A 26962-nucleotide genomic window follows, 5' to 3' on the forward strand; every position below is an offset into this window, starting at 1 on the left:
AGGAGACCCCATGTCACCACTAGAAGCTGGTACCCAGGCCCCCGATTTCTCCCTCTCCGATCAGGACGGCAATCAGGTTCGCCTCGCCGACCTGCGCGGCAAGAAGGTGCTGATCTATTTCTACCCCAAGGCGATGACCCCGGGTTGCACCACCCAGGCCTGCGGTCTGCGCGACGTCAATAGCGAGCTGGCTGCCCTCAATGTGGTGGTGCTCGGCATCAGCCCGGACAGCGCTAAGCGCCTGAAAAAGTTCGAGGAGCGCGACAACCTCAACTTCCGCCTGCTGGCCGATGAGGATCACGCGGTGGCCGATGCCTTTGGCGTCTGGGGCCCGAAGAAGTTCATGGGCAAGGAGTATGACGGCATCCATCGCCTGAGCTTCCTCATCGACGAAGAGGGCAAGGTTGCCCATCGCTTCGACAAGTTCAAGACCGGCGATCACCATCAGGTGGTGCTCGACCTCGTCAAGGGGTAAGCCACCAGCGGCATTGTTGCAGGGCTCGCCATGGCGGGCCCTGCTCGTTTCACCACGGCATCAGCCCCCACTCTCTGGCGGCTCACCAGAGCGCCTCCTCCCGCCTTTTCTCGCCAACCTCCCCTCTCAGATCAAAAAATTCATCCTGGATATGGGTTAACGTGACCCCAGATTCATTTTCCAGCGAGACAGCCCATGAACATGAGCCACACCGAACGCCTGATCCTGAGCAACCAGTACGAGATCCTGGCCAAACTCAATCCGGAAAAGGCGGCGTTTTACCAGCGTGCCAGCACCATAGTCGAGCGCGGCTACTGCCTGCAGATCCTCGAGCTGGAGAAGAGCTTCGGCCATCTGGATCTTGCCACCTGCCAGGAGGTGCTGGACACCCTGGAGCTGCACCATGCACTGGCCATCTCCTGGGGCAACCTGGATGCCAGCGCCCGGGCCGATGTCAACGAGAGCCGCCTTGCCTTCAACGGCTACAGCCGCAGCCAGGAGCGGGAACTGGCGGATTACGTCTGCTTCCTGTTGGAAGTGGACAAGCGCTTCCCCGAACTGCCCTGCCCCTGCGACGAGCTCTCCAGCGACATCGCCATGCGGGACAAGTACCAGCGCATGCTGGCGGTCTGGCGTCAGTGCCCCCGTCAGTACAAGCTCTCCATCCAGGAGATCAGCAAGGTGCTGGCCGCCTGAATGTGAAAAAGGCGCCTGAGGGCGCCTTTGTCGTCAGTCTGACTTCGGAAAGTCATTCGTAGAGGAAGGATTTGTCCAGCTGCTTGAAGGCGGCGTTGAGGGTATCGGCCAGCTCTTCGTAGCGGGGACGGGCCACCAGCTGACGCTGGCCCCCTTGCTCGTTCATCTTGCCGTTTATCTCCCGATACCAGGTGGCGAGGGAGGGGGGTAGCCGGGTATCGGCACGCTGGCCGAGCCAGTAGTACCCTTGCAGCGGCAGGCTGAGCAGGAAGAGCACGGACGCCATCACGGAGGGCCAGTAATGAAGCTCGCCAAACTGGAACTGCACCATGACGCTGAGCACCGCAAGTGCCGGGATCACCTTGAGGGCGAATTCGGTGGCCTTGATCACCCGATTCTCCGGGAACATGGAATTAAGCTCGGGACGGCGCGGCCAAAGAGTCATATAATGACGGCCTTGCTGTAATTTAGTTCCAAAAATGTTCATGCTCATGCTACCTCCGAGCTCTTTTCGAACGCATTAACGGCAAAACCTCGACAATATTTGAGAGGCAATAACAAAGGTTGAGGATGACTTTGTTATTTTTCAACAATCAGGTTATCCTTTGTACGCCCATTTTTACGCTGGGGCACGGCCACTGACCAGTCAGGGACGTCTGAATTTCGGGTCTTGTATCACTATACAAGGGGCAAGCAACAGATTGCCAACCCTCATAAGGATAAGTTGATAGTTTTTGGACGCACCGCGTCCGGCGCATCCTCCAACCCAACCCAATCTGCGATAGGATTTATTCATGAGTAAGCTGGTTCTTGTTCTTAACTGTGGCAGCTCGTCCCTGAAGTTTGCTGTCATTGACGCAACCACCGGTGATGACCTGCTGTCCGGCCTGGCCGAATGCTTCAACCTCGACGACGCCCGCATCAAGTGGAAGCTGAACGGCGAGAAAGGCAACGCTGATCTGGGTGCCGGTGCCGCTCACCAGGAAGCGCTGGACTTCATCGTTCACAAGATCCTGCCGCTCAACCCGGAACTGTCCAAGAACCTGATCGCCATCGGCCACCGCGTGGTACACGGCGGCGAGCGTTTCACCTCCTCCGTTCGCATCTGTGATGACGTCATTGCCGGCATCGAAGCCGCCATTCCTTACGCACCGCTGCACAACCCGGCTCACCTGATCGGTATCCGTGCCGCCCTTAAGGTCTTCCCGGAACTGGCCGAGAAGAACGTCGCCGTGTTCGACACCGCCTTCCACCAGACCATGCCGGAAGAAGCCTTCCTGTACGCCCTGCCGTACAAGCTCTACAAAGAGAACGGCATCCGTCGCTACGGCGCCCACGGCACCAGCCACTACTACATCAGCCAGGAAGCGGCCAAGCAGCTGAACAAGCCGGTGGAAGAGCTCAACATCATCAACTGCCACCTGGGCAACGGCGGCTCCGTCTGCGCCATCAAGAACGGCCAGTCCGTCGACACTTCCATGGGCCTGACCCCGCTGGAAGGCCTGGTGATGGGTACCCGTTCCGGTGACATCGATCCGGCCATCATCTTCTTCCTGCACGACAAGATGGGCATGAGCGTTGCCGAAATCAACACCATGCTGACCAAGGAATCCGGCCTGCAGGGTCTGACCGAAGTCACCTCCGACTGCCGTTTCGTTGAAGACAACTACGACAGCAAGGAAGAAGCCAAGCGCGCCATGGACGTATACTGCTACCGTCTGGCCAAGTACATCGGTGCCTACGCCGCCGCCATGGACGGTCGTCTGGATGCCGTGGTCTTCACCGGCGGCATCGGCGAGAACTCCGCCCCGATCCGTGAGATCACCCTGAACAAGCTGGGCCTGCTGGGCTTTGACGTCGACCACGACGCCAACCTGAAGGCTCGCTTCGGCAAGGGCGGCGAGATCACCAAGGCTGGTTCCACCAAGGCCCTGGTTATCCCGACCAACGAAGAGTGGGTCATCGCCCACGACGCGCTGGAACTGGTCGGCGCATAAATTAGCTGTAGAGCAAGGCCGCCCCAGGGCGGCCTTTTCCTGATCCCAAAAAATGAACAAGGGGTAATAAGTGGCACGCACTATTATGCTCATCCCGGTCGGCACTGGTGTCGGCGTAACCTCCGTGAGTCTTGGCGTCGTTCGCGCCATGGAACGTCACGGTGTCAATGTCAGCTTCTTCAAACCGGTCGCCCAGCCGCGTCCGGGTGAAACCGGTACCGAGCGCTCCACCGCAGTGATCCGCGCCGCTGCCAACATCAACCCGCCCGAGCCGTTCGCCCTCTCCTACGCCGAGAACATGATCACCTCCAGCAACACCGACATCCTGCTGGAAGAGATCGTGGCCCGCTTCGAAGAGCACGTGAAGACCAGCGGTGCCGAAGTGGTGGTGATCGAGGGCCTGGTTCCGACCGACAAGCAACCCTTTGCCAACAAGCTGAACTACGACGTCGCCAAGGCGCTGGACGCCGACATGGTGTTCGTGACCCATCCGGGCAACGACTCCAGCCAGAAGCTCAAAGAGCGCATCGAGCTGGCCTGCTCCAACTTCGGTGGCGTCAACAACCCGCGCATCGTGGGCTGCGTCATCAACAAGGTGGGTGCCCCGGTTGACGAGCACGGCGTAACCCGTCCCGACCTGACCGAGATGTTCGAAGCGCATCACCACGGCGCCGATACCGGCCACAACCTGGAAGTGCTGCAGGTCTTCGGCAAGAGCCCGCTGCGCATCCTCGGCTGCATCCCCTGGAACACCCAGCTGATCGCCCCGCGCGCCAAGGATCTCGCCAAGCACCTTGCCGCCAAGATCATCAACAAGGGTGAGCTGGAAAGCCGCCGCCTGCAGACCGTGACCTTCTGCGCCCGCTCCATCCACAACATGATCGAGCACTTCCGTCCGGGCAGCCTGCTGGTGACCTCCGGCGACCGCTCCGACGTCATCGTCTCCGCCTGCCTGTCCGCCATGAACGGCGTCAAGCTGGGTGCCCTGCTGCTGACCGGCAACTACCACCCGGAACCCCAGGTGATGGCACTGTGCCAACAGGCCATGGCCACCGGTCTGCCGATCATGATCACCGGCACCAACACCTGGCAGACCGCCGTCAGCCTGCAGAACTTCAACGTCGACATCCCGGAAGATGACCGCGAGCGTATCGAGCTGGTGCAGGACTACGTTGCTGGTCACATCGACAAGCACTGGATCGAGTCTCTCTCCGCCAAGTCCACCCGCTCCCGTCGCCTGAGCCCGCCGGCCTTCCGCTATCAGCTGACCGAGCTGGCCCGTCAGGCCAACAAGCGCGTCGTGCTGCCGGAAGGGGAAGAGCCGCGCACCATCAAGGCTGCCGCCATCTGTGCCGAGCGTGGCATCGCCCGTCCGGTCCTGCTGGGCAACCCGGAAGAGATCCGCCGCGTCGCTGAACAGCAGGGCGTGATCCTGACCGACCGCGTCGAGATCATCGATCCGGTTGCCGTGCGCGAGCGCTATGTGGCTCGTCTGGTCGAGCTGCGCAAGAACAAGGGCATGACCGAAGTGGTTGCCCGCGAGCAGCTGGAAGACAACGTGGTACTGGGTACCATGATGCTGGAGCGCAACGAGGTCGACGGTCTGGTATCCGGCGCAGTGCACACTACTGCCAACACCATCCGTCCGCCGATGCAGATCATCAAGACCGCTCCGGGCTCTTCCCTGATCTCCTCCATCTTCTTCATGCTGCTGCCGGACCAGGTACTGGTCTACGGTGACTGCGCCATCAACCCGGATCCCACTGCCGAGCAGCTGGCCGAGATCGCCATCCAGTCCGCCGACTCCGCTGCCGCCTTCGGCATCGAGCCGCGCGTGGCCATGATCTCCTACTCCACCGGCACCTCCGGCGCCGGCGCGGATGTGGAGAAGGTGCGTGAAGCGACCGAGCTGGCCAAGGCCAAGCGTCCCGACCTCATCATCGACGGCCCGCTGCAGTACGATGCGGCCATCATGGAGAACGTCGCCAAGTCCAAGGCACCGAACTCCCCGGTTGCCGGCAAGGCCACCGTGTTCGTGTTCCCGGATCTGAACACCGGCAACACCACCTACAAGGCGGTACAGCGCTCCGCAGAGCTGGTCTCCATCGGCCCCATGCTGCAAGGCATGCGCAAGCCGGTCAACGACCTCTCTCGCGGCGCCCTGGTGGACGACATCGTCTACACCATCGCCCTGACCGGTATCCAGGCAGCCCAGGCCGAGTAATCGACCCGCAGTCCGATGCAATGAAAAACCCGCCGAGAGGCGGGTTTTTTTATGGCTCGCGCCCAGAAATGTTGATCCGCAAGATCAGGTCGGGATCCCGTCCGGATCTACAGACAGATCCGCGTTCCGCCCTTGGCAAGGCTCGAGGGATAAGCAAACGCTCACACCCTCGCCAGGGGATTGCACAAATGCGATCCAGCCAGGATCAAATTGAAATATCCCTTTAAGATCATGCGACTAACGCCGGACACACCGCTAATCTACAGAGTTTTCCACAGCTTTTGTGGATAGTTTACCGATCATTTGAAAGAAAATGACAGGTGAAGACCCTCCCTTCCCCCTTCTCTTTCACCCCCCTCGATAACCTCCTGATGCTGTGGCCAGCATCCCTACCGGCCCCCCCACTTGCCCGCAACGCTGCCAGACACGAAAAAGGGCTCCGAAGAGCCCTTGAACAGCTATTTTCACATCCGGCCACATCAGGGACGCAGGGATTTGTCCGCCCGGGAGATGCCACAGACACCGGAGCGCACCACTTCGATGATCTCGTTGGTCTGGGCAGCCGTCTTGATGAAGGCGTCCAGCTTCTCGCTGGTCCCGACGAGCTGCACCGTGTAGAGCTCGGGGGTGACGTCGACGATCTGGCCACGGAAGATGTCCGCCAGCCGCTTCAGTTCGTCACGTGCACCACCGGCGGCGCGCGCCTTGACCAGCGCGATCTCCCGCTCGATGTGCTCACCCTCGCTCAGGTCACACACCTTGAGCACGTCCACCAGCTTGTGCAGCTGCTTTTGGATCTGCTCCAGCACCCGCTCATCCCCCATGGTGACGATGGTCATGCGGGACAGAGTGGGATCCTCGGTGGGGGCCACCGTCAGGGTCTCGATGTTGTAGCCGCGCTGGGAGAAGAGGCCTACCACACGGCTCAGGGCGCCGGATTCGTTCTCCAGCAGTACTGAAATGATGTGTCTCATCAGGTTCTCTCCGTCTTGCTCAGCCACATCTCGTCCATGGCACCAAATTTGATCTGCATCGGATAGACGTGCTCGTCCGGATCGACCGAGATGTCCATGAACACCAGTCTGTCCTTCATGGCAAAGGCCTTCTCCATGGCGCTCTCCAGCTCCGCCGGATCGCTCACCGCAATGCCGACGTGGCCATAGGCTTCCGCCAGCTTGACGAAGTCAGGCAGGGATTCCATGTAGGAGTGGCTGTGACGGCCGCCGTAGAACATCTTCTGCCACTGCTTGACCATGCCCAGCGCACGGTTGTTGATGGAGATGATCTTGATGGGCACCCCGTACTGCATGCAGGTGGAGAGCTCCTGGATGTTCATCTGCACCGAGCCGTCGCCGGTGACGCAGCAGACCACGGCTTCCGGATTGGCAAACTGGGCCCCCATGGCGGCGGGAATGCCAAAGCCCATGGTGCCGAGACCGCCGGAGTTGATCCACTGACGCGGCTTGGCAAACGGGTAGTAGAGAGCGGCAAACATCTGGTGCTGGCCGACGTCGGAGGCGACGAACGCCTCCCCCTTGGTCACCTTGTAGAGAGTCTCGATGACCTGCTGCGGCTTGATCAGGGTGGGATGGGTTTCGTAGGCCAGGCAGTTGCGGGAGCGCCACTGGTTGATCTGCTCCCACCAGTCCGCCAGTACCTGCTTGTCGTTGTCGAAACCACACTCGCGGATCACTTCCAGCATCTGCTCCAGCACGGTTTCCACCGAGCCGACGATGGGCACATGAGCCTGCACCGTCTTGGAGATGGAGGTGGGATCGATGTCGATGTGGACTATGGTGGCATTCGGGCAGAACTTGGCCACGTTGTTGGTGACGCGGTCATCGAAGCGGGCACCCACGGCGAAGATGAGATCCGCGTTGTGCATGCTCTTGTTCGCTTCAAAGGTGCCGTGCATGCCGAGCATGCCGATGAACTGCGGATGGGTGCCGGAGAAAGCGCCCAGCCCCATGAGCGTGGTGGTCACCGGCAGGTTCAGCAGCTCCGCCAGCTTGGTCACCAGGTGATCCGCATTGGCGTTGATGGCGCCGCCACCCACGTACATGACCGGGCGGCTCGCCTCGGTCAGCAGCTTGGCAGCCCGCTTGATCTGGCCCTTGTGTCCCGCCTTGGTCGGATTGTAGGAGCGCAGGGAAACGGACTCGGGATACTGATAGGGGAACTTCTCTTTCGGATTCTGCACGTCTTTGGGCAGATCCACCACCACGGGCCCCGGGCGGCCACTGGCGGCAATGTAATAGGCCTTCTTGATGGCCTCGGGAATGTCGCTGGCTTTCTTGCACAGGAAGCTGTGCTTCACCACCGGGCGGGAGATGCCGATCATGTCGGTCTCCTGGAACGCATCCTCCCCGATCATGCTGGTCGGCACCTGGCCGGACAGGATCACCAGGGGAATGGAATCCATGTAGGCGGTGGCGATCCCCGTGATGCAGTTGGTGGCGCCGGGACCCGAGGTCACCAGCACAGTGCCCACCTTGCCGGTGGAGCGGGCGTAACCGTCCGCCATGTGCACTGCGGCCTGCTCGTGCCGCACCAGGACATGCTCCATCTTGCCGTTTTCGAAGAGAGCGTCATAGATGTCGAGCACTGAGCCACCAGGGTAGCCGAAAACGTGTTCCACTCCCTGATCTTCCAGCGCTCTAACCACCATCTGGGCGCCTGATAACATCTCCATGATAAAGCCCTCCAGGCTTTGCTCCGTTAAGCGAAAGCTATCGACAGTCCGCTGCTTCCCGGCAGCGCCGATCCGAGTCTTGTTGTTGTCTGCAGGCAGATCAGGCGAGTTCGGAGCCGTCGATAGTAGAAAAATAGGGGTTTTCCATCATTCACCCGAAAAGCGGGTGAAAAACCAACTTAACCCGCCCGTGAACGCTTGTCCACGGCTTTGTCTGGCCATAACAGTCATAAATTTCAAACAGCTATTAACATTCAGTGACTTGGCCACCAGACGGGCAACAAAGAGGGGCCCTGGGGGGAACAACCAGCGGATCATGCTGCCCGCGTCGGTCAGGAACAAAATAAACGGCCCACCCCGAGGGGGTGGGCCGTCAAAAACTGGCTGGTTTCACTGCTCGTCTTCGGGTTCTGCCAGCCAGATCTGCTGATCCGGATCCGTCTCTTCGCAGACCGAAATGCTGACACCCATGTCGAGCAGCTCATGCAGGGTGAGATTGTCTGCCAGAGTCATGGTGTCGCCGTTTTCATTGGTAAAGCGCATGGTGTCCGTCCTCTCCGTGGTGGGATCGACTCAGTTTAGTCAAAGGCGCTGAGTTGGGATAACCAGGGACGCTCCTGGCCGGTACGGCTGGCAAGCTCCCCCAGGCTGTCACACACCTCCTCCGGAAAGAGGGTCCTGCCCCAGAGGCGGCGGGAGAGCGCCCCCACCTCCTCCCCGGCCCCGGCCAGCAACCAGTCGGCCAGCTCTCCTGCCACATCGGGATAGCGTACCCTGCCAGGAGAAGGGGCCTCCAGCCAGCTTCGCACCGCATTGGCATCCAGGCTGTCCATCAACTGGGCCAGCCCCATCAGCTCCAGGGTCCTGCCGTTGGTCAACTGCTCGAACTGGCCACCCAGGGGTTTGACCAGCAGCTTCTTGCCAAGGGAGAGCGCCTCGGAGGCAAGCTCGAATCCCGCATTGCTGATGACCCCGCGACAACCGGCCAGCGCCAGCTTGAACCCCTCTCTGGCCTGAGGTTCAAAGCAGATGTTGCGCCACTCGCTGCGCTTGCGCACCTCGGGATGGAAGCAGATGAACGACTGCGGGCTGAAACGCGACAACAGGGCCGCGATCGTCTCTGTCTGCTCGAATGGCAGATAGACCAGGATCTGCTGGTTGTCCGGCACCGGCTCGAGGGGATCGACGATGGGAGGCAGCAGGGGCTGGCCGAAATGGAACCAGTGCAGCCCCAGGGACTGGCGTACCGGCGCAAAATGGCGCATCAGCTGGCGGTTGAAGCCGCTCTCTCCCCAACGTGGGATCGGCCAGTCGAAGCTCGCCTGATGGCTGATGGTGAGGCTGGGTTTGCCCCAGCGGCGAGCAGCATGGGCACTGAGCGGCTCGAAGTCGCTGATGACCAGATCGTACTCGCGACAATCGAGGGCACGCAGATCTTGCCAGAAACGCAGGGGAGAAAGTCCCTTGAGGGTGCGCCAGCCCGAGATGCGCCCCTGATGGCTGGCGAAAGTGATACCGGGGAAGGTGCGATAATCCCCGAACTCCCCCATCTCGAAGTAGCCGTCGGCGGCGCGCCCGCTGAACAGATAGTCCACCGCCACGCCCCTGCTCTTCAATGCGCGCGCCAGGGTCCGGCTGCGACTGATATGGCCGTTGCCGGTCCCCTGAACGCCGAACAGTATCCTCATCCCTGGCTCCAACCCAGCGCCCAGAGGGCGCAACCACCGCCAAGCAGCGCCCCGGCCACCAGATCACTCAGATAATGCACCCCGAGCAGCAGGCGGGACGCCCCCACCAGCGCGGCCCAGACAAACAGCAGCGGTGCCCAGAGCGGGAAACTGGCGGCCAGTACGGTCGCCATCAGAAAGGCGGCCGCGGTATGGCCCGAGGGCAGGCTGTAACGATCCGACGGGGTGATGAAGACAGGCAGCCCTGCCGGGCGCTGGCGTTTGAGGGCATTCTTGAGCAGCAGGTAGAGCGGCAACTCGAGGGCAAACGCCCAGAGCGCCACCCTGACCGCCTCCTGCCCGGCGCTCCCCTGCCACCAGAGCAGGCAGGCCGCCACGGCATAGAGGGGGCCATCACCGGTACGGGAGACAAGCCGGCTTATCCTGGCCTGCGGCTGATTGTAGGGGTGGAGCAGGCAGGCACGGCACACCCGCAGGTCCCATTGCTGGATCTTGTTCATCACGGCCCTCCCTTGCATCCTGAGTGCAGACTAGGAGGGCGGCATGACACTTCGTTGACGCCCAGATAACAGATTGATGAAAAAAAGGGCCCAGGGGCCCTTTTTCATCCGTCATCCCGAAAAAGTCAGTTCAGGGCACCGCGCAGGCCGTTTTCCATCAGGCGGCAGTTGTGGGCCGCGAGGCGGCTCATGAAGTGCTCGTCCACCGTCAGACCAAACACCTGTTCGTAGAGATCCTTCATCACGAAAGGCTGCCACATCATGCTGAGGAAGGAGATCTTCAGCATCTCGGGGTCCAGGTTGTCCGCCAGCTGGCCGTTGGAGCGCATGGATTCGAGCAGGGCATCGAACTGGGGAAGTTGGCGATCCAGCAGGCGGCTCAGCACAAAATCACGCCCCGGGCTCTTTTCAGTGGACAATGCGCTGGAGATGGCGGAGGTCAGCTCGCTGTTGGGCGCCATCACCTGATAGTAGGTGTTGAGCAGATCGGTCAGGCTGCGGTTGCTGCTCTCGTCGTGCCAGGCTTGCTCGAGGGGCTCGGCCACATCCCCCAGCACCGCCTTGTAGAGGCCTTCCTTGCTGCCGAAGTAGTAGTGGATCATCGCCAGATTGGAGCCTGCCAGCTCGGCAATCTCGCGGGTCGTCACCTTGCTGTAGGGGGTGTTGAGAAAACGTTCGCGTGCGGCGGCAAGCAGCTTGTCACGAATGTCGGAACGTCCGACTGGACGGCCAGGTCTGCGTTTTTCCATGGAATACCTCAGATAATTCAGCAAGGGCTGATAAGTCGATCTGATTGTGCGGGTGATCGAGTACAGCAGGAATGACCAGATAATCAGGCATGAACCGAATATGGGACAAGAGAATTTGCACTCCTTTACAATCCGATTAAATAACCCAGTGAATTGAACCTGTCCGTTCAGGTTGACACAGCATAAAAATCTCGATATTGGTAGTAGCGTTATCGACTGGAAGGATTGAGTCATCATGCGTATTGCCGCCCCGCTACTACTGCTCTCCCTAATCGCGACTCCTCGCGCGGGATCCTTGTAGCCGGGCTAAGGCATAGCCGGAATTTACAGAAACCCGTGCACCCCGCACGGGTTTTTTTATGCCATGCAGGATGCACGCACCGAACTTAGGAAGAGGGAAGTCACATGTCAGATCGAGTCATCATATTCGACACCACCTTGCGTGATGGCGAGCAGGCGCTGTCGGCCAGCTTGACGGTCAAGGAGAAGCTGCAGATTGCCCAGGCGCTGGAACGGCTCGGTGTCGACATCATGGAAGTGGGTTTCCCCGTCTCCTCCCCCGGCGATTTTCAATCGGTGCAGACCATCGCCCGCCACATCAAGAACAGCCGGGTCTGCGCCCTGGCTCGCGCCCTGCAAAAAGACATCGACGCCGCCGGCGAGGCCTTGAAAGTGGCCGAGGCGTTTCGCATCCACACCTTTATCTCCACCTCGTCCATCCACGTGGAGAGCAAGCTGAAGAAGAGCTTCGAAGACGTGCTGGAGATGGGGGTCGGCGCCATCAAGCACGCCCTGCGCTACACCGACGACGTGGAGTTCTCCTGCGAGGATGCGGGTCGTACACCGATCGACAACCTCTGCCGCATGGTGGAGGCCGCCATCAAGGCCGGCGCCCGCACCATCAACATTCCGGACACCGTCGGCTACACGGTGCCGACCGAATTTTCCGGCATCATCCACACCCTGTTCAACCGGGTGCCGAACATCGACAAGGCCATCATCTCGGTGCACTGCCACGACGATCTGGGCCTCTCGGTGGCGAACTCCATCGGCGCCGTGCAGATGGGGGCCCGCCAGATCGAGTGCACCATCAACGGCATCGGCGAGCGGGCGGGCAACTGCTCCCTGGAAGAGGTGGCGATGATCCTGAAAACCCGCGCCGACCTGCTCGGGGTGCACACCAACATCCGCCACCACGAGATCCACCGCACCAGCACCCTCGTCAGCCAGCTCTGCAACATGCCGGTGCAGCCCAACAAGGCGATCGTCGGGGCCAACGCCTTCTCCCACAGCTCCGGCATCCATCAGGATGGGGTGCTCAAGGCAAAGAACACCTACGAAATCATCACCCCCGAGAGCATCGGCCTCACCCAGAACAACCTCAACATGACCTCCCGCTCCGGTCGCCACGTGATCAAGCACCGCATGGAGTCCATGGGCTACGCCGAGAGCAGCTACGACCTCGACGATCTCTACGCCAAGTTCCTGGTCCTGGCGGACAAGAAGGGGCAGGTATTCGACTACGACCTGGAGGCCCTCGCCTTCTTCAGCCAGATCCACGAGGAGCCGGAGCACTTCAAGCTGGAGTACCTTGGCGTGCAGAGCGGCAGCTCGGTGCTGGCCACCGCCTCGGTGAAACTGAAGGTAGGCCAGGATCTGGTGTGCGAGGCAGCCACCGGCAACGGCCCGGTGGATGCGGTCTACCAGTGCATCAATCGCATCACCGGCTACGAGATCCGCATCGACAAATACGAACTCAAGGGCAAGGGCGAGGGCAAGAACGCCCTCGGCCAGGTGGACATAGTCGCCGAGTACAAGGGGCGCAAGTTCCACGGCATGGGGCTGGCCACCGACATCATCGAATCCTCGGCCCAGGCCCTGGTCCACGTGATCAACAGCATCTGGCGCGCGGATCAGGTGGCCGAGCAGATGGAGCGCAACCACACCATCAGATCGGAAACCGTCTGAGCCCGCCGCCGGACGAGATGACAGCACAACATCGGGGGCAAGGGTCAGGGCGAAGGCCCGGACCTACCTCCCGGATAAAACGGAATAACACTATCAAGACGGAGAGAGTATGAGCAGTTATCGGATCGCGGTATTGCCGGGTGACGGCATTGGCCCGGAAGTGATGGCAGAGGCCATCAAGGTGCTGGAGAAGGTGCAGGCCAAGTTCGGCTTCAATCTCGACTATGACCGTCACGACGTGGGTGGCATCGCCATCGACAATCACGGCACACCGCTGCCCCAGAGCACGATCAAAGGCTGCGAAGCGGCCGATGCGGTGCTGTTCGGATCGGTGGGCGGCCCCAAGTGGGAACACCTGCCGCCCAACGATCAGCCGGAGCGCGGCGCCCTGCTGCCCCTGCGCGCCCACTTCAAACTGTTCTGCAACCTGCGCCCGGCCCGCATCTACACCGGTCTGGAGCAGTTCTCCCCCCTGCGTGCCGACATCTCGGATCGCGGCTTCGACATCGCCTGCGTGCGCGAGCTGACCGGCGGCATCTACTTCGGCCAGCCCAAGGGGCGCGAGGGTGAAGGCGCCACCGAGAAAGCCTTCGACACCGAGGTGTACCACCGCTTCGAGATCGAGCGCATCGCCAAGATAGCGTTCGAGTCGGCCCGGGTGCGCAAGGCCAGGGTCACCTCCATCGACAAGGCCAACGTGCTCGCCTCCTCCATCCTGTGGCGCGAGGTGGTAAACGAGGTCGCCAAGGGTTATCCCGACGTCGAACTGAACCATATGTATATCGACAACGCCACCATGCAGCTCATCAAGGATCCGTCCCAGTTCGACGTGCTGCTCTGCTCCAACCTGTTCGGTGACATCCTCTCCGACGAGTGCGCCATGATCACCGGCTCCATGGGCCTGCTCCCCTCCGCCAGCCTCAACGAATCCGGCTTCGGCCTGTTCGAGCCGGCCGGCGGCTCCGCCCCGGACATCGCCGGCAAGGGGATCGCAAACCCCATCGCCCAGATCCTCTCCGCCGCCCTGATGCTGCGCTACAGCCTCGGCCAGGAAGCCGCCGCCCAGGCCATCGAGCAGGCCGTGGCCCAGACGCTGGCAGAAGGTTACTTCACCGCCGACCTGCACCAGGCAAGCGCCAAGCACCCGGTACAGAGCACCGCCGACATGGGCAGCCAGATCGCCGCACGCATCTGACGCCACCAGATAACAAGGAAGAGAGCAATGTCCAAGACCCTCTATCAGAAAGTGTTCGACGCCCACGTGGTGCGGGAAGTGGAAGGGGAAACCCCTCTCATCTACATCGACCGTCACCTGGTGCATGAAGTGACCAGCCCCCAGGCATTCGACGGCCTGCGCGCCATGAACCGCCAGCTGCGTCGCCCGGATCTGACCTGGGCCACCATGGATCACAACGTCTCCACCACCACCAAGGACATCGCCGCCTCCGGTGAGATGGCCCGCATCCAGATGGAGACACTCGCCGCCAACTGCAAGGCGTTCGGGGTTCGTCTCTATGACTTGAACCACAAATATCAGGGCATCGTCCACGTGATGGGCCCCGAGCTCGGCATCACATTGCCCGGCACCACCATCGTCTGCGGTGACTCACACACCGCCACCCACGGCGCCTTCGGCTCGCTCGCATTCGGTATCGGCACCTCCGAGGTGGAACACGTGATGGCCACCCAGACCCTGAAACAGGGCCGCGCCAGGACCATGCGTATCTCTGTCAACGGCAAGCTGGCCGCAGGCATCAGCGCCAAAGACGTGGTGCTCGCCATCATCGGCAAGGTGGGTCACGCAGGCGGGACCGGCTACGTGGTGGAGTTCGCCGGTGAAGCCATCGAGGGGCTCACCATGGAAGGGCGCATGACGGTGTGCAACATGGCCATCGAGCTCGGCGCCAAAGCGGGCATGATTGCCCCCGACCAGACCACCATCGACTACATCCGTGGCAAGGAGTTCGCTCCCAAGGGGGAGGCGCTGGAACAGGCCATCGCCTACTGGCTGACCCTCAAGAGCGACGAAGGTGCCCACTTCGACGCCGAAGTGGTGCTCGACGCCGCCGACATCGCCCCGCAAGTGACCTGGGGCACCAACCCGGGCCAGGTGATTGCCGTCAATGAGCCCATCCCTGCACCGGAATCCTTCGCCGATCCGGTGGAGCAGCAGTCCGCCCGCAAGGCCCTCGCCTACATGGACCTGCAACCGGGCCAGAAGCTCTCCGACGTGGCCATCGACAAGGTGTTCATCGGTTCGTGCACCAACAGCCGCATCGAGGATCTGCGCGCTGCTGCCGCCATCGCCCGCGGTCGCAAGGTCGCCGCCGGGGTACAGGCCCTGGTGGTGCCGGGCTCCGAGCAGGTGAAGGCCCAGGCCGAGGCCGAGGGGCTGGACAAGATCTTCATCGAGGCAGGCTTTGAGTGGCGTTTGCCCGGCTGCTCCATGTGTCTGGCCATGAACAACGACCGGCTGCAACCGGGGGAGCGCTGCGCCTCCACCAGCAACCGCAACTTCGAGGGGCGTCAGGGTCGTGCCGGTCGCACCCACCTGGTGAGCCCGGCCATGGCCGCCGCCGCCGCCGTCACCGGCCACTTCGCCGACATTCGCGCGCTGTAACGACAAGGAGAACATGATGACAGGTTTCAAACAGCATAAAGGGATCGTCGTTCCCCTCGACAGCGCCAACGTCGACACCGACGCCATCATTCCCAAGCAGTTCCTGCAGAAGGTGAACCGCATCGGCTTTGGCAAGCACCTGTTCCACGACTGGCGCTTCCTGGACGATGCAGGGGAACAGCCCAACCCGGAGTTCGTACTGAACAAACCGCAATTCGCTGGTGCCAGCATCCTGCTGGCCCGCGAGAACTTCGGCTGCGGCTCGAGTCGTGAGCACGCCCCCTGGGCGCTGGCGGACTACGGCTTCAAGACCATGATCGCCCCGAGCTTTGCCGACATCTTCTACGGCAACGCCATCAACAACGGCATGGTGCCGGTTCGTCTGAAAGAGGAGGAGGTCGACGCCCTGTTCCAACTGGTCGCCGCCCAGCCGGGTATCGAGATCGAAGTGGATCTGGAGGCCAACCAGGTGCGTGCAGGCAGCCTCACGTTCGGCTTCGAAATCGACGAGTTCCGTCGCTACTGTCTGCTCAACGGGTTGGATGCCATCGGTCTGACCCTGCAGCACGAGGCCGCCATCAGCGCCTTCGAGGCGAAGCAGCCAAGCTGGATTTGACGAGCCTGCGACAAGAAAGCGAGTAGAATCAACAGGGAGCCGAGGCTCCCTGTTTTATTGTCGGGTCGCTGTACAAAGCCCGCCACCTCTGCATGTCCGACAGGAGACACCCATGTCCGCAAGGGGCGCCCTTTCATTGCTCTGCCTGCTGCTCAGCCTCCCGGCCCTGGGCGGGCAGACCTCTTTCACCAACAGTGGCGGTCAGCTCAATGTCGGCTGGCAGGACAGGGAGGGCAAGGCGCAGCAGCTCAGCTACCGGCTGGAGGCGGGCAAGCTGCCCCCTCTCATCGCTTACCGTCCGGCCAGGATGCAGGAAGACGTACTGCAAAGCCTGCTGCAACAGGCCCCCCTGGCGTTCCCCGAGGTGCAGTTCTCCCTCGTTCGCCCCGCCATGAGCCTCAGCATCAAGAGCCGCAACGCCGACAAGGCGCGGGAAGCCTCCCAATGGGTCAAGCCCGAGCAGGCCAAACTGGAGGCTGCCTGGCTCACGCAGCACTACTTCCAGCCCTTCACTGCCCCCGACGGCGCTCCCGCCATCAAGCAGGATCATGTGCGCATCGCCCTGGAGAGCCGGGACGAACTGGCCCCGTTGATGGAGCAGCTCAAGCAGGAAGGGGCCACCGAGACCGAGGCGCGCCAAAAGACGGTGGCCCACATGCTCGACTTCATCCAGGCCATCCCTTATCAACTGCTCGACAGCCAGTCGGGCCGCTCTGGCAAGGGGTTTCTGAGCCCGCGCCAGGTGCTGGAGCAGAACCGGGGGGATTGCGACAGCAAGGTGACCCTGATGGCCGCCCTGCTGGCCCAGGGGTATCCCGATCTCAAGCAGGCCATGGTGTTCGTGCCGGGACATGCCCTGCTGGGGGTGGCCCTGCCAGCCAAGCCGGGGGACGCCACCTTGAGCCGGACGGGGGAGACCTATCTCCTGATGGAGCCGACCGGCCCGGCCCAGCTGCCCATGGGCCAGCTCGCGCCCACCAGCAAGACGCTGGTCGACAGCGGCCAGTTGAGCGTGCAGCCGGTGCAGGATGAGGGGAAATGAGACAGGCCAGCCCATGGCTGGCCTGTCTCGAGGAGGACGGGCACCCGGGTCTCAGGTGAGGGAGAGAAACTCCAGCGCCAGCAGGAGACCGTCTTCTTCCTCCAGCACCCGCACGATGCGAGCCTGGGCCTCGAAGGGAGGCAGAAGATTGCTGCTGGTCGCCAGGCTCACCCGGATGGGCTGGGCCAGATCGAACTCGTGCTTGTTCACCTCGACGCCCATGCCGTTGGCGCTGAGATCCCGGCAGACCCCCTCCAGCACCTGCTGATGCTGGAACAGGGTGACGGGGGCATTGATGACCATGCGCTGGAAGGCACGTCTTTCCTTGGTGCTGGTGATCACTGGGGACTTCCTCCTTGGTGGTGGCTCGCACGATGCGGCCCGTGAAACATAGTGCTGGCCTCCCCCCAGGAACGCCAATACAATGCGATGCGTTGCTCAAACGGGGTGCGGTTTACCGCTGAGATTATACCCGTGAACCTGATCCAGATAATGCTGGCGGAGGAATTTGAGGCATGGCGCGCGTTTTTTGTGCCCTCATCCGCCGGCGCTCACCACACGCGAGGTGCCATTGATGAGCACCCCGATACCCACAGGAGTGCCATTGATGAAGACCCTGCTGCTGATCGCCACCAGCCTGCTCTCTGCCCAGGCGTTTGCCGCCGACACCCTCACCGTCTACACCTACGGCTCCTTCGCCGCCGAATGGGGACCCGGTCCCAAGATCAAGCAGGCCTTCGAGAAGGAGTGCGGCTGCACCCTCAATCTGGTGCCCCTCGAGGATGGCGTCGCCATCCTCAACCGGCTGCGGCTGGAGGGCCAGCACAGCAAGGCCGACATGGTGCTGGGGCTGGACGATGCCCTCATCAACGAGGCCAAGCAGAGCGGCCTGTTCGCCCCCCATGCCACCAGGCTCGATGGCCTCAAGGTGCCGGGTGGCTGGCAGGACGACACCTTTGTCCCCTATGACTACGGCTACTTCGCCTTCGTCTATGACAGCAACAAGCTCAAGCAGCCCCCCAAGAGCCTGAAGGAGCTGGTAGCACGCCCCGATATCAAGGTGATCTATCAGGATCCCCGCACCTCCACCCCGGGCCAGGGGCTGATGCTCTGGATGAAGTCGGTCTACGGGGATGAGGCACCGACCGCCTGGGCGCAACTGGCCAAAAAGACGGTCACCGTCACCAAGGGGTGGTCAGAGGCCTACGGCATGTTCCTCGACGGCGAGGCGGACATGGTGCTCTCCTACACCACCTCCCCCGCCTATCACCTGATTGCCGAGAGCAAACCCCAGTACCGGGCGGCCGCGTTCGAGGAGGGTCACTACCGCCAGGTGGAAGTAGCGGCCAAGCTCAAGGGCGCCACACAGGGCAAACTGGCTGACCAGTTCCTACAATTCATGGTGAGCCCCGCCTTCCAGAACGAGATCCCCGGCGGCAACTGGATGTATCCGGTGACAGACGTGGCGCTGCCCAAGGGGTTCGAACAGATGATCACCGTAGCTAAGCCACTCACCTTCAGCTCTGACGAGGTGGCCGCCAACCGCAAGGGGTGGATCCGCGAATGGCTGCAAGCCGTCACCCAGTGAGTTCAGGTCGTCGCACCTTCTGGTGGCTGCCCGGCAGTGCAGCCACCCTGGTCATCCTGCTGCTCTCCATTGGGCCGCTGGTCGCCCTGTTGTGGCAGGCAGGGGCCCTCTCCCCCCGCGCCCTGCTAGGCGATCCCTACCTGCGCCACGTGCTGGGTTTCAGCCTCTGGCAGGCACTGCTCTCCACCCTGCTGAGCCTGGGGCTTGCCATCCCGGTGGCCAGAGCCCTGGCGCGACGCCGTTTCACCGGACGCCGCCTGCTGCTCAAGCTGTTCGGCCTCTCCCTGGTGTTGCCGGTCATCATCGCCATCTTCGGCATGGTGGCGGTGCACGGTCGTCAGGGCTGGCTGCCACAACTGCTGCACGGCCTGGGCCTGGATCCCGGCAACTATCTCTATGGCCTGTTCGGCATCCTGCTGGCCCATGTCTTCTTCAACATGCCCCTGGCCGCCCGCCTCATCCTGCAGAGCATAGAGAGCATCCCCGAGTCCTCCTGGCGCCTCGCCAGCCAGCTCGGCATGCGCTCCTCCCACATCTTCCGGCTGCTGGAGTGGCCGCTCATCCGCGGCATCTTGCCGGGGCTCGCCAGCCTCATCTTCATGCTCTGCTTCACCAGCTTCACCACAGTGCTGGCGCTCGGGGGCGGCCCCAAGTCCACCACACTGGAGGTAGCTGTCTACCAGGCGCTGCGCTTTGACTTCGATCTCGCCACCGCTGGCGGGCTCGCCCTGGTGCAACTGCTGCTGACCCTGGCCCTGCTCCTGCTGCAACACAAGCTGCAGACCACCCCGGCCAGTCGCCTCACCAGCCGTCGCCCCTGCCTGCGTCCCGACAGACACCAGAAGGGCAGCGCTCTGGTGGATGGCCTGGCCCTGACCATGGGGCTCGCCATCTTCCTGCCGCCCCTGCTGGCCATCGTGGTCGCCGGGTTCAACCCCGGTCTGCTGGCGGCGCTCGGCTCACCCCGGCTGTGGCAGGCAGGGGGGCAGTCCCTGGGCATAGCCCTGGCGGCGGGCTCCCTGGCCACTTTGCTCGGCGCCGGGCTGCTGCTCACCAGCCGGCACCTGAGGGTGCGGGATCGCAAACGGCGGGCCGCCGCCCTGTGGGAGGCCAGCGGCTCCATAATCCTGATGATCCCGGCGGTGGTGCTCTCCACCGGCCTCTTCATCCTGTTCATGCCCTTTACCGACGTCTTTGCCCTGGGCCCCTGGCTGGTGGTGCTGGTCAACGCCCTGATGGCGCTGCCCTATGTGCTGCGCACCCTCTCGGCCCCCATGCAACTGGTGGTGCGCCAGTACGATCGGCTGGCGGACAGCCTGGGGGTGCGCGGCCTGCATCGCCTGCGCCTGGTGGAGTGGCCCCTGCTTCGCCGCCCGCTGGCCCTGGCCATGGCTCTCTCGATGATATTGTCCCTCGGGGATCTCGGGGCCATCGCCATGTTCGGCAGCCAGACCCTCACTACCCTGCCCTGGCTGCTCTATCAACAGCTCGGCAGCTACCGGCTGACCGAGGCGGCCGCCACCGCCCTGCTGCTGCTTACCCTCTGCTTCTCCCTGTTCTGGCTGGTGGAGCGAGGACTGGGAGGCAGGCATGTGGATCACTGATCCCCGGCGGCATTGCCGCCTCCCTGCCCCCAGGATCCGGCTGGGCACGCCCCTGGGGCACCCCTTGGGGCAGTCACTCACGCTGCCTTTCATCAATTTTTCTTACTTGTTGTTCTATAAAACGACATTCAGGAGCCAAACATGCTGGTAATTGAGGAACTGGTCACCAGTTATCCCGACTGGCAGGTGACCTTCAGTGCGACCTTGCCCAAGGGGGAGATCACCGCCCTCATCGGTCCGAGCGGCGCCGGCAAGTCCACCCTGCTCGGCATGATCGCGGGCTTCGTGCCAGTGGAGTCGGGCACCCTCACCTTCGACGGCCAGGATCTGCTGTCACTGGGCCCCGCCGAGCGCCCGGTCACCACCCTGTTCCAGGATCACAACCTCTTCCTGCACCTGTCGGTGTTCGACAACATCGCCATCGGCCTGCATCCCGGCCTGCGCTTGAATCCGGCCCAGAAAAGGCAGGTGCAGGAGGCCGCTGACAAGGTGGGCCTGGGGGAGATGCTGACGCGCCTGCCGGAGCAGCTCTCCGGCGGCCAGCAGCAGCGGGTGGGGCTGGCCCGCGCCCTGGTGCGGGGCAGGCCGCTGCTGCTGCTGGACGAGCCCTTCTCGGCCCTCGATCCGGCCCTGCGCCGGGAGATGCTGGCGGAGGTCGCCCGCCTCGCCTGCGAGCAGGGCATCACCGTGCTGATGGTCTCTCACAACCCCGAGGATGCCCAGCTCATCGCCGATCAGGTGCTCTTCATCGACGCGGGACGCATCGCCTTGCAGGGCAAGCCGGATATCCTGCACAGCAGCGATCACCCCGGGCTGCTGCGCTACCTGGGCCGCGCTCTGGCGCCACAGTGAAGGGCTGACAAGCTGATGGTCTCTCCCTGTCGTTCCCAGGAGGATGCCCAGCTCATCGCCGATCAGGTGCTCTTCATCGACGCGGGGCGCATCGCCTTGCAGGGCAAGCCGGATATCCTGCACAGCAGCGATCACCCCGGGCTGCTGCGCTACCTGGGCCGACCGAGAGAGGCATGAGATAGGCGGGATCAAAAAAGGGGAAGCCGTCCGGCTTCCCCTTTCTCATGCAGAGATCCCGTCAAATCAGAGATTTTCCTCGGCGAACGAAGCCAGCCTGCTGCGCACCACCCCGTTCAGGAAGATGTTGGCACTGCCGTCGAAGTCCTTGAACCGCTCGACGATGTAGGTCAGACCCGAGGTCACCGGGCTCAGGTAGTTGGAGTCGATCTGAGCCAGGTTGCCAGAGCAGACGATCTTGGTCCCCTCCCCGCAGCGGGTGATGATGGTCTTGATCTGGGACGCGGTCAGGTTCTGGCACTCGTCCAGCAGCACGAAGGTGTTCTGGATGCTGCGCCCGCGCATGAAGTTGACCGATTTGAACTGGATATTGGCCTTCTCCATGATGTAGCTGAGGGACCCGCTCATGTTCTCGTCCTGCTTGTGCAGCACCTCCAGGGTGTCGGTCACCGCCGCCAGCCAGGGCATCATCTTCTCTTCTTCGGTCCCGGGCAGGAAGCCGATGCTCTCGGCAATTTCCGGGGTATTGCGGGTGACGATCACCTTCTCGTAGATCCCCTTCTCGATCACCAGCTCCAGCGCCGCCGCCATGGCAAGCAGGGTCTTGCCGCAGCCCGCCGGGCCGGTCAGGATCACCAGGTCGATGTGCGGATCCAGCAGGGCATCCAGCGCCATGCCCTGATAGACGTTCTTGGGATGCACCCCCCAGGCCTTGCGGGACATCAGCCGCTCGCGGCCGAGATCTTTCAGGCAGATCTTGTTGCCGTCGTGGCTCAGTACCCGCGCGGCAAAGAAGTTCTCCTCGTCCAGCAGGTACTGGTTGACGTGCACCCCCTCCAGCAGGTTCGAGTCGATCACATGCACTGTGTCGCGGCCATGGGTCTCGCTGTCGCACTCGCCGACCCGCTCCCAGAAGCTGCCGGGCACCACCTGGAAGCCCTTGGCGAGCAGGCGGATGTCGTCGATGAGCTGGTCGCTGCGGTAATCCTCCACATGGGCAAGACCTGCTCCCTTGGCCTTGAGGCGCATGTTGATGTCTTTGGTGACCAGCACCACCTGACGCTTCATCTCGTGCTTCTGCAGATAGAGGGCAGCGTTGATGATGCGGTTGTCCGCCTCCTTGTCGGTGAACACCTCGGCATCCTGGGGCAGATGGTGATCGCTGAAGATGGAGATACGGCCGCTCGCCTCGCCGGCCAGTGCCACTCCTTGCACTATCTGCTCCGGAGTCGCATCGCGGAAGACATCTTCCAGGGCACGGATGGCGATGCGGGCATCACGGCTGACGTCCTTCTGGCGATCCTTGATGTTGTCGAGCTCTTCGAGCACCGTCATGGGGATGAGCACGTCGTGCTCTTTGAAGGAGTAGATGGCGAGGGGTTCGTGAAGCAGAACGTTGGTATCCAGGATAAACAGCTTTCGGTCCGTGTTGTCCATAAGCATCCTCCTTGGCACTGAAGGTGCCACGTGTGTGAATCTCAGATGTCATTGAAACCACACGGCCGTGACAGTTTTATTACCCCCAACGCTACGCCCGAATTTACCTGTGCGCAACAAATCGCTGCCATCATGGGCGTCGTTCGAATATAAAATCAGCAACGAAAAGGCCGGCATGTCGCCGGCCTTTGGTGGCAATCAGCCCCTCAACCGCACTTGGAATCCCCGCAGTTGAGACAGGTCATGCAGCCATCCTTTTGCACCAGCGCCTTGGTGTGGCACTTGTAGCAGAGCGCGGCACTGGGTGGGAAACCGCTGCCCGCCGGCTGCTCTTCTGCCTGTTGCTGTGCCTGCAATTGCGCCTGCTTCTCGGCCAGGAACGCCTGCTGGTGCTCGTCCAGCCCAGGCACCTTGAGCATGCCGATCTCGGTGAGATGGGTTTCGATCACGTTGCCAATTTCGGCGATGAGCGAAGGCACGTACTTGCCCTTGTTCCAGTAGCCCCCCTTGGGATCGAACACGGAGCGCAACTCCTCCACCAGAAAGGTGACGTCCCCTCCCTTGCGAAACACCGCCGAGATGATGCGGGTCAGCGCCACTATCCACTGATAGTGCTCCAGGCTCTTGGAGTTGATGAAGATCTCGAACGGGCGCCGGGTCTCGTGCACCGTGCCCTCGTTAAGAATGATGTCGTTGATGGTGATGAACAGCGAGTGCTCGGAGACGTGCTCCGGCGTCTTCAGCTTGTAGGTGGTGCCCATCAACCGTTCCGGGCGCAGCACGGTTTCATGCATGTGCACCACGTCATCCTGGGGCGTCGGCGCATCTTGCGGCTCATCCCGGGTTTTTACCTTGTAGGCGACGATTTTTCTGTCGATCTTCTTGACCATGTCTCGTCCTCAGAACTTGCCGTAATAGCCTTCTTTCAAGGCGTCATAAAGGTTGGCGGCGGTGTGCAGCTCGCCATCGTATTCGATCTCCTCGTTCCCCTTCGCCGTGATGACGGTGCCATCCTCCAGGGTGAACTCGTAACTTGTGTTCTCCAGATCCTTCTCCTTCACCAGCACGCCCTGGAAGGCGGCCGGGTTGAAGCGGAAGGTGGTACAGCCCTTGAGGCCGGAGTCCGAGGCATAGAGGTAGATATCCTTGAACTGCTCGAACGGAAAATCGGTCGGCACGTTGGCGGTCTTGGAGATGGAGGAGTCGATCCAGCGCTGAGCCGCCGCCTGGATATCCACGTGCCCGGTCGGCGTGATGTCGTCCGCGGTAATGAAGTAATCCGGCAGGCGGCTACCCTCCTCCTCGGCATAGGGCATGGCGGCCGGGTTCACCAGCTCTCTATAGGCCAGCAGCTCGAAGGAGTAGACATCCACGCTCTCCTTGCTCTTCTTGCCCGGTTTGATGACATTGCGGCTGTAGTGGTGGGCAAAGCTCGGCTCGATGCCGTTGCTGGCGTTGTTGGCGAGCGACAGGGAGATGGTACCGGTCGGCGCTATGCTGCTGTGGTGGGTGAAGCGTCCACCCACCTCGGCCAGCTCGGCTACCAGAGCGGGATCCACCTCGGCCACCTGCTGCATATAGCGGCTGTAGCGGGCATGCAACACCTTGCCCTTCACCTTGTCGCCGAGCTTGATGCCATCTGCCGCCATTTCGGGGCGCAGACGCAGCATCTTGCCGGTGACTTCGAACTCCTGCTCCATGATGGGGGCCGGCCCCTTCTCCTTCGCCAGACGCAGAGACTCCTGCCAGCCGGTCATCGCCAGCTCCTGGGAGACCTGTTCGGTGAAGGCGACGGAGGCCGCAGAGCCGTACTTGATGCGCAGCATGGTGAGGGTCGAGCCCAGCCCCAGGAAGCCCATGCCGTGGCGACGCTTGGCGGTGATCTCCTCGCGCTGCTTGGCCAGCGGCAGCTGGTTTATCTCCACCACGTTGTCGAGCATGCGGGTGAAGATGGCCACCACCTTGCGAAACGCGGGCCAGTCGAAGGCGGCCTGCTCGGTGAAGGGATCGCGCACGAAGGTGGTCAGGTTGACCGAGCCCAGCAGGCAGGCCCCATAGGGCGGCAGAGGCTGTTCACCGCAAGGGTTGGTGGCACGGATCTCTTCGCAGAACCAGTTGTTGTTCATCTGGTTCACCTTGTCGATCAGGATGAAACCGGGCTCCGCATAGTCGTAGGTAGAGGTCATGATGACGTTCCACAGCTTGCGCGCGGGCAGGGTCTTGTAGACCTTGCAGGCCACCTGGCCCAGCTCGTTGATCACCACACCCTCCTTGTTGGGCCAGTCCGCCCAGACCACCCTCGCAGGGTCATCCAGCGCGATGCCATCCTGCTCCACCTCCTTGGCGGTGTAGGGGAAGATCAGTTGCCAGGGGGCATCCTCCTTCACCGCACTGACGAACTCTTCGGTGATGAGCAGGGAGAGGTTGAATTGACGCAGGCGACCATCCTCCCGCTTGGCCTGGATGAACTCGACGACATCGGGGTGACGGATATCCATGGTGCCCATCTGGGCGCCACGACGGCCACCGGCAGAGGAGACGGTAAAGCACATCTTGTCGTAGATATCCATGAAGGAGAGCGGCCCCGAGGTATAGGCCCCCGCTCCCGAGACGAAGGCTCCGCGCGGTCGCAGGGTCGAGAAGTCGTAACCGATGCCGCAACCCGCCTTCAGGGTCAGCCCCGCCTCGTGCACCTTGCCGAGGATATCGTCCATCGAATCCTCAATGGTGCCGGAGACGGTGCAGTTGATCGTGGAGGTCGCCGGCTTGTGCTCAAACGCCCCGGCGTTGGAGGTGATACGGCCCGCCGGAATGGCACCATTGCGCAGGGCCCACAGGAAGGGTTCATACCAGGTGTCGGGTTCGCGCTCCTGCGCAGCCAGCGCGCGAGCGACACGCTGGTAGGTCTCGTCGATGGAGCCGTCGATGGGGGCGCCATCCATGCTCTTGAGACGATACTTACTGTCCCAGATCTCGAGAGACGTCTCCTGCAGAGGGATCTGGCGGCTGGCGGTGACGCCCTCCTGTACCGGAATGGATTTAGCCATGGTCAATCAACCTCCTGTGAATGGGGTAATATCGTGACAAAAATACTACCAGTAGTGAATTTAAGAACTCAAAGCACAATATATTGTGCTTTATCCGTCATAAGGGCGCCGATTCTATCCTAAAAAAATGCCCCGGCCAGCAGATTTCTGGGCCAGGGCATTTAACCGGTTCAATTTCCGAGAGATTTAAAGCGAGAGACTATCTCAGGGTTTCTTGACGTATACGCTCGGAGTCTCACCCGCCATATTCAGATAGAACTCATAGACGCCATCCGCCTCGGGCGAGAACTTCATGTCCTCATACTTGGAGCACGGGTTGACCGGTACAGGTTCCCCGCCGAGCACGGCAACGCCATCGCTCGGGCTCTTGTAACCGAAGTTGGTGCCACAACTCCAGCCGGAGTCGGCAAACTTGAACTTGTAAGGAGCCCACTCTTTCTTGAGCGTCCCCTTGGCCATGTAGAGCTTGTCGGCAACCTTGACGACCTTGCTTTCGTCGGTGGCCATCCAGTCGTTCATCTCACCACGCAGGTAGATGGACTTGCCGCCGAAGTCACTGTTGTCCGCCGCCGCCTGCTCTGCACCACCATTGGATGCGCAACCGCCTAATACCAGGGTTCCCGCCGCCAGCATCATCGTTACTGTTCTTTTGAACATGTGTCCATTCCTCAAATTATTGTGATTCCTTGGTCCATCGATGTGGACCCGGGAATTAAACCAGAGCAGGCATGACAAGAAAGGTAGAAGCATCACATTCTGTGCTTTTTATATCCAGAATGCGGGTATTCGAATAGATATAGAGCAGAGACAGGCCACAAACAACCCGATATTGGCTGGGATGATGAATGCGAGTATCAGAAAACACGGCGGGAGACCGCACCATAGTGCCCGCTTACCCTCCAGTGAGGGCTGAATTTCAGGCAATAAAAAACCCCGCTCGAGTGAGCGGGGTTTCTTGTATTGGGTGCCTGGCAGTGTCCTACTCTCGCA

At 61.8% G+C, this 26962-nt stretch carries 25 protein-coding genes and 1 riboswitch; of the genes, 13 read left to right on the forward strand and 12 right to left on the reverse strand.

Annotation, left to right across the window (positions count from 1 at the left end; genetic code table 11):
- Positions 1-10: 10 nt before the first annotated feature.
- Positions 11-475, forward strand: a complete 465-nt coding sequence (bcp, locus tag AB5Y64_RS02290; RefSeq protein ID WP_223915126.1) for a thioredoxin-dependent thiol peroxidase — start codon at positions 11-13, stop codon at positions 473-475.
- A 195-nt stretch (positions 476-670) separates the two neighbouring features.
- Positions 671-1171, forward strand: a complete 501-nt coding sequence (locus AB5Y64_RS02295; protein WP_039040945.1) for a YfbU family protein — start codon at positions 671-673, stop codon at positions 1169-1171.
- A gap of 52 nt (positions 1172-1223) precedes the next feature.
- Here the strand turns inward: AB5Y64_RS02295 and yfbV are convergent, their stop codons facing one another.
- Positions 1224-1664: a terminus macrodomain insulation protein YfbV gene (gene yfbV / locus AB5Y64_RS02300; RefSeq protein WP_029313829.1), complete on the reverse strand. Its 441-nt coding sequence runs from the start codon at positions 1662-1664 to the stop codon at positions 1224-1226.
- 301 nt (positions 1665-1965) lie between these two features.
- Between yfbV and AB5Y64_RS02305 the strand changes: the two genes are divergently transcribed.
- Positions 1966-3168 carry an acetate kinase gene (locus AB5Y64_RS02305; protein ID WP_109421833.1) on the forward strand — a complete coding sequence of 401 codons (1203 nt, stop codon included), beginning with the start codon at positions 1966-1968 and terminating at the stop codon, positions 3166-3168.
- Positions 3169-3238: 70 nt separating this feature from the next.
- A complete protein-coding gene (gene pta, locus AB5Y64_RS02310) occupies positions 3239-5392 on the forward strand; it encodes a phosphate acetyltransferase (protein ID WP_049637125.1) in 2154 nt (717 codons plus the stop codon).
- Positions 5393-5871: 479 nt separating this feature from the next.
- Here the strand turns inward: pta and ilvN are convergent, their stop codons facing one another.
- The 6 genes from ilvN to AB5Y64_RS02340 all read right to left on the reverse strand — a co-directional run bounded on the left by ilvN (position 5872) and on the right by AB5Y64_RS02340 (position 11021).
- Positions 5872-6366: an acetolactate synthase small subunit gene (gene ilvN / locus AB5Y64_RS02315; RefSeq protein WP_010673160.1), complete on the reverse strand. Its 495-nt coding sequence runs from the start codon at positions 6364-6366 to the stop codon at positions 5872-5874.
- Entirely contained in the window at positions 6366-8084 is a 1719-nt protein-coding gene (locus tag AB5Y64_RS02320; RefSeq protein ID WP_052816547.1) for an acetolactate synthase 3 large subunit, read from the reverse strand. Before AB5Y64_RS02320 ends, ilvN begins: the two co-directional genes overlap by 1 nt.
- Positions 8085-8474: 390 nt before the next feature.
- Positions 8475-8627: a hypothetical protein gene (locus AB5Y64_RS02325; RefSeq protein WP_010673158.1), complete on the reverse strand. Its 153-nt coding sequence runs from the start codon at positions 8625-8627 to the stop codon at positions 8475-8477.
- 35 nt (positions 8628-8662) lie between these two features.
- Positions 8663-9772, reverse strand: a complete 1110-nt coding sequence (locus AB5Y64_RS02330; RefSeq protein WP_109422129.1) for an MJ1255/VC2487 family glycosyltransferase — start codon at positions 9770-9772, stop codon at positions 8663-8665.
- The gene (locus AB5Y64_RS02335; RefSeq protein WP_279981833.1) at positions 9769-10272 is read right to left on the reverse strand and encodes a phosphatase PAP2 family protein; all 504 of its coding nucleotides are present in this window, start codon (positions 10270-10272) and stop codon (positions 9769-9771) included. The genes AB5Y64_RS02330 and AB5Y64_RS02335 overlap by 4 nt, the downstream gene beginning before the upstream one ends.
- A 125-nt stretch (positions 10273-10397) precedes the next feature.
- On the reverse strand, positions 10398-11021 hold the full coding sequence (locus AB5Y64_RS02340; RefSeq protein WP_010673155.1) for a TetR/AcrR family transcriptional regulator: 624 nt from the start codon (positions 11019-11021) through the stop codon (positions 10398-10400).
- Between the two features lie 405 nt (positions 11022-11426).
- Between AB5Y64_RS02340 and leuA the strand changes: the two genes are divergently transcribed.
- From leuA to AB5Y64_RS02365, 5 genes are all read left to right on the forward strand, one after another.
- Positions 11427-12989, forward strand: coding sequence for a 2-isopropylmalate synthase (gene leuA / locus AB5Y64_RS02345; RefSeq protein WP_042078278.1), 1563 nt, complete (start codon positions 11427-11429; stop codon positions 12987-12989).
- A 109-nt stretch (positions 12990-13098) separates the two neighbouring features.
- Positions 13099-14184, forward strand: a complete 1086-nt coding sequence (leuB, locus tag AB5Y64_RS02350) for a 3-isopropylmalate dehydrogenase (RefSeq protein WP_042078277.1) — start codon at positions 13099-13101, stop codon at positions 14182-14184.
- Positions 14185-14211: 27 nt separating this feature from the next.
- The gene (leuC, locus tag AB5Y64_RS02355; protein ID WP_043156165.1) at positions 14212-15609 is read left to right on the forward strand and encodes a 3-isopropylmalate dehydratase large subunit; all 1398 of its coding nucleotides are present in this window, start codon (positions 14212-14214) and stop codon (positions 15607-15609) included.
- 16 nt (positions 15610-15625) lie between these two features.
- The gene (gene leuD / locus AB5Y64_RS02360; protein ID WP_039041180.1) at positions 15626-16225 is read left to right on the forward strand and encodes a 3-isopropylmalate dehydratase small subunit; all 600 of its coding nucleotides are present in this window, start codon (positions 15626-15628) and stop codon (positions 16223-16225) included.
- 112 nt (positions 16226-16337) lie between these two features.
- A complete protein-coding gene (locus AB5Y64_RS02365; protein ID WP_223931691.1) occupies positions 16338-17267 on the forward strand; it encodes a transglutaminase domain-containing protein in 930 nt (309 codons plus the stop codon).
- Between the two features lie 51 nt (positions 17268-17318).
- On the opposite strand, the gene AB5Y64_RS02370 is transcribed toward AB5Y64_RS02365, so the two are convergent.
- The gene (locus tag AB5Y64_RS02370; protein ID WP_010673149.1) at positions 17319-17609 is read right to left on the reverse strand and encodes a PilZ domain-containing protein; all 291 of its coding nucleotides are present in this window, start codon (positions 17607-17609) and stop codon (positions 17319-17321) included.
- 91 nt (positions 17610-17700) lie between these two features.
- Positions 17701-17791: riboswitch (TPP riboswitch) on the forward strand.
- Positions 17792-17874: 83 nt separating this feature from the next.
- Between AB5Y64_RS02370 and thiB the strand changes: the two genes are divergently transcribed.
- From thiB to AB5Y64_RS02390, 4 genes are all read left to right on the forward strand, one after another.
- Positions 17875-18855 (forward strand): thiamine ABC transporter substrate binding subunit, encoded by a 981-nt coding sequence (thiB, locus tag AB5Y64_RS02375; protein ID WP_223945605.1) that lies wholly within the window; start codon positions 17875-17877, stop codon positions 18853-18855.
- Positions 18831-20459, forward strand: a complete 1629-nt coding sequence (gene thiP, locus AB5Y64_RS02380) for a thiamine/thiamine pyrophosphate ABC transporter permease (RefSeq protein WP_368203204.1) — start codon at positions 18831-18833, stop codon at positions 20457-20459. The genes thiB and thiP overlap by 25 nt, the downstream gene beginning before the upstream one ends.
- A gap of 141 nt (positions 20460-20600) precedes the next feature.
- Positions 20601-21311, forward strand: coding sequence for a thiamine ABC transporter ATP-binding protein (thiQ, locus tag AB5Y64_RS02385; protein ID WP_049637131.1), 711 nt, complete (start codon positions 20601-20603; stop codon positions 21309-21311).
- Positions 21312-21326: 15 nt separating this feature from the next.
- Positions 21327-21488 (forward strand): hypothetical protein, encoded by a 162-nt coding sequence (locus tag AB5Y64_RS02390; RefSeq protein ID WP_176722675.1) that lies wholly within the window; start codon positions 21327-21329, stop codon positions 21486-21488.
- Positions 21489-21554: 66 nt separating this feature from the next.
- Here the strand turns inward: AB5Y64_RS02390 and AB5Y64_RS02395 are convergent, their stop codons facing one another.
- The 4 genes from AB5Y64_RS02395 to AB5Y64_RS02410 all read right to left on the reverse strand — a co-directional run bounded on the left by AB5Y64_RS02395 (position 21555) and on the right by AB5Y64_RS02410 (position 26629).
- The gene (locus AB5Y64_RS02395) at positions 21555-22925 is read right to left on the reverse strand and encodes a PhoH family protein (RefSeq protein ID WP_201920663.1); all 1371 of its coding nucleotides are present in this window, start codon (positions 22923-22925) and stop codon (positions 21555-21557) included.
- A gap of 206 nt (positions 22926-23131) precedes the next feature.
- Positions 23132-23815, reverse strand: a complete 684-nt coding sequence (locus AB5Y64_RS02400) for a hypothetical protein (RefSeq protein WP_010673144.1) — start codon at positions 23813-23815, stop codon at positions 23132-23134.
- Positions 23816-23824: 9 nt separating this feature from the next.
- Complete coding sequence (locus AB5Y64_RS02405; RefSeq protein ID WP_368203207.1) at positions 23825-25972, reverse strand: adenosylcobalamin-dependent ribonucleoside-diphosphate reductase; 2148 nt, start codon at positions 25970-25972, stop codon at positions 23825-23827.
- Between the two features lie 204 nt (positions 25973-26176).
- The gene (locus AB5Y64_RS02410) at positions 26177-26629 is read right to left on the reverse strand and encodes a pullulanase (RefSeq protein WP_029313820.1); all 453 of its coding nucleotides are present in this window, start codon (positions 26627-26629) and stop codon (positions 26177-26179) included.
- Positions 26630-26962: the final 333 nt, after the last annotated feature.

The sequence above is a fragment of the Aeromonas sp. R5-1 genome (genome assembly GCF_040908265.1).
GTDB lineage: Bacteria > Pseudomonadota > Gammaproteobacteria > Enterobacterales > Aeromonadaceae > Aeromonas > Aeromonas caviae.